This is a genomic window from Actinoplanes sp. NPDC048791 (genome assembly GCF_040650095.1).
Classification (GTDB): Bacteria; Actinomycetota; Actinomycetes; order Mycobacteriales; family Micromonosporaceae; genus Actinoplanes.
Genome location: NZ_JBEZGQ010001055.1, coordinates 1 through 2,787, shown reverse-complemented (window position 1 = coordinate 2,787; position 2,787 = coordinate 1). Strand labels below are relative to the sequence as shown.

Sequence of the window (2,787 nt, the reverse complement as noted above, 5' to 3'; positions counted from 1 at the left end):
GGGGACCACCCTGCCGATGACGCGGGACAGCTCGGCCGCGTGCGTGCGGTGGTCGGCGGCGAGCGGGGTCAGCCTCTTCGCGAGGCCGGGCTGGGCCAGCACGGCCCGGTCGTAAGCCGCCGCCAGGGCCAGGGCCTCGTCGAGCACGGGCTGCAGGGCGTCCGGCGCCGGAGCGGGCTCTGGATCATCGGAGAAGAGCCCGCAGCCGCCCAGTGCCGTCGCGCTCAGCGCCCCACCGGCAGCCACGCCGATCAGGTGACGTCTTTTCACCCGGTCAGTCAACACCATCCGCACCAGGCGTCGCTGACCTGCACCGGGCGCCGAATCGGAGCGGCGGCGGCCGGCCCGCGCCGCCGGCGCGTAACGCTCTGCGTCAGCCGCCGGGGATTTTCAGCCCCGGTGCCATGCCGGTGTTGCCGGCGAACGGCGCACGGAGCGTTTGCCGCGCGCCGCATTCGAGCAGAAGGGTTGGGCCCGATGACGCAGCGTGGTCGCGGCGGCGCCCGGCCGGCGAACCGCCGCTCCGGCGGGGGCCGGAGCCGAGAGGCAGCCGAGGAGACGCGTCAGCCCGCTGCTCCGCGCATCGACCTGGTGGCCGCCAAGGCCCGGGTGCGCGCGGTGATCGAGCCGGTCGTGGTCGCCGCGGGGTTCGACCTCGAGGACGTCAACCTTTCCCGCGCGGGCCGCCGGCACGTTCTCCGGGTCCTGGTCGACGCCGACGGGGGCATCAGCCTCGACGACGTCGCGGTCGTCTCCCGGGAGATCTCCCAGGCGCTCGACACGGCCGAGGAGAACCAGGGCGAGGTCCTGGCGGGTGAATACCAGCTCGAGGTCGGCTCGCCCGGCGTGGACCGGCCGCTGACCCTGCCCCGGCACTGGCGGCGCAACGTCAGCCGGCTGGTCGCCGTCACCGTCGCGGGCCGGTCGCTGACCGGCCGGATCACGGCGGCCGACGAGACCGGCGTCGTGCTCGACGTCGACGGCAAGGGCACGGAGATCCCGTACGCCGATCTGGGGCCGGGCAAGGTCCAGATCGAGTTCAAGCGGCTGGACGAAGCCGTCTTCCCCGACGAGCCCGACGAGGGCGACGAGGACGAGGACGATGAAGATGACGACGAGGATGGGGAGGGCGAGGACAAGTGAACATCGACCTCGCGGCGCTGCGCGCCCTGGAGCGCGAGCGGGAGATCCCGTTCGAGACGATCCTCGCGGCGATCGAGACGGCACTGCTGACCGCGTACCGGCACACCGACGGGGCCGAGAGCCACGCCCGGGTGCAGATCGACCGCAAGAACGGCGCGGCCCAGGTCTTCGCCCAGGAGCTGGACGCCGACGGCACCCTGGTCCGGGAGTGGGACGACACGCCGCACGACTTCGGCCGGATCGCCGCGATGACCGCCAAGCAGGTCATCCTGCAGCGGCTGCGCGAGGCCACCGACGAGGTGCACTTCGGCGAGTACGCGGGCCGCGACGGTGACCTGGTCACCGGCATCGTGCAGGCCGACGCGGCGCGCGCCGAGAAGGGCATCGTCATCGTCGACCTGGGCAAGCTCGAGGCGGTCCTGCCGCAGGCCGAGCAGGTGCCGGGGGAGACGTACGAGCACGGCTCGCGGATCCGCTGCGTCGTGGTGCACGTGGCCAAGGGCTTCCGCGGCCCGCAGATCACCCTGTCGCGCACCCACCCGGCGCTGGTCAAGAAGCTTTTCGCGCTGGAGGTGCCGGAGATCGCCGACGGCACGGTGGAGATCGCCGCCATCGCACGTGAGGCAGGTCACCGTTCGAAGATCGCGGTGCATTCGCGGGTCGCCGGGGTCAACGCCAAGGGCGCCTGCATCGGCCCGATGGGTCAGCGGGTCCGGGCGGTGATGAGCGAGCTGCACGGCGAGAAGATCGACATCATCGACTACTCGGACGACCCGGCGCAGTTCGTCGGCAACGCGCTCTCCCCGGCCAAGGCCCTGCGGGTCGAGGTGGTCGACGCGGCCACCCGCACCGCCCGGGTCACCGTGCCCGACTTCCAGCTGTCGCTGGCGATCGGCCGCGAGGGGCAGAACGCCCGGCTGGCCGCCCGGTTGACCGGCTGGCGCATCGACATCCGTCCGGACAACGAGCAGCCGGATCCGGCCTCCGAGCGCGATGCCGCCGAGACCGGGAGCTGACCGGATACCCGAGCACGAGGCACGCGGGGTAGACTTTCGGGTGGCCGGTCCGACACGCACCTGTGTTGGCTGTCGCTCACGCGTGCCGGCCTCCGATTTACTGCGGTTCGTCGCGGTCGGAGCAGGAGGTCACCTCCGGCTCCAGCCCGATCCGGGCCGCCGGCTGCCGGGCCGGGGAGCACATGTGCATCCTGATCCGGCCTGCTTCGCGCAGGCGGAGCGGCGTCGCGCCTTCGGGCGTGCGCTGCGACTCACCGGTGTTGCTGACACCGGATTGCTTGCCGAGCACATCCGAGCGGTCACCGTGCCGTCCGGAACCACCGATGATGTGGCGTAGGTGCCCCATCCATGTCCAGCAAGGTAGGACGACCCAGATGAGCACACGATGAAGTCCCTGAAATGACCAGGCTTCTAGTGCACGAGTGAGGTCGGCGGGCGCTGCTCGTACGACCTCGAGATGAGGAGTGCAGTGCCAGGCAAGGCCCGCGTTCACGAGCTCGCCAAAGAGCTCGGGGTCGACAGCAAGACCGTTCTCGCCAAGCTCAAGGAGATGGGCGAGTTCGTCAAATCCGCATCCAGCACGGTCGAGGCCCCGGTGGCCCGGCGACTTCGTGGTGCCCTCGACGCC

General features: G+C 71.4%; 4 protein-coding genes and 1 pseudogene. 4 read left to right on the top strand and 1 reads right to left on the bottom strand.

Going from position 1 to position 2,787, the window contains the following annotated elements; genetic code table 11:
• A pseudogene (locus AB0C29_RS42030) lies at positions 1 to 288 on the bottom strand (hypothetical protein); the annotation flags it as partial.
• 189 nt (positions 289 to 477) lie between these two features.
• On the opposite strand from AB0C29_RS42030, the gene rimP reads away from it, so the two are divergent.
• From rimP to AB0C29_RS42010, 4 genes are all read left to right on the top strand, one after another.
• Positions 478 to 1,143, top strand: coding sequence for a ribosome maturation factor RimP (gene rimP, locus AB0C29_RS42025; protein ID WP_360833006.1), 666 nt, complete (start codon positions 478 to 480; stop codon positions 1,141 to 1,143).
• Entirely contained in the window at positions 1,140 to 2,159 is a 1,020-nt protein-coding gene (gene nusA / locus AB0C29_RS42020) for a transcription termination factor NusA (RefSeq protein WP_360549810.1), read from the top strand. The genes rimP and nusA overlap by 4 nt, the downstream gene beginning before the upstream one ends.
• On the top strand, positions 2,137 to 2,496 hold the full coding sequence (locus AB0C29_RS42015; protein ID WP_360549808.1) for a YlxR family protein: 360 nt from the start codon (positions 2,137 to 2,139) through the stop codon (positions 2,494 to 2,496). Before nusA ends, AB0C29_RS42015 begins: the two co-directional genes overlap by 23 nt.
• Positions 2,497 to 2,616: 120 nt before the next feature.
• The coding region (locus tag AB0C29_RS42010) for a translation initiation factor IF-2 N-terminal domain-containing protein (protein ID WP_360833009.1) at positions 2,617 to 2,787 on the top strand (171 nt) is incomplete at its 3' end.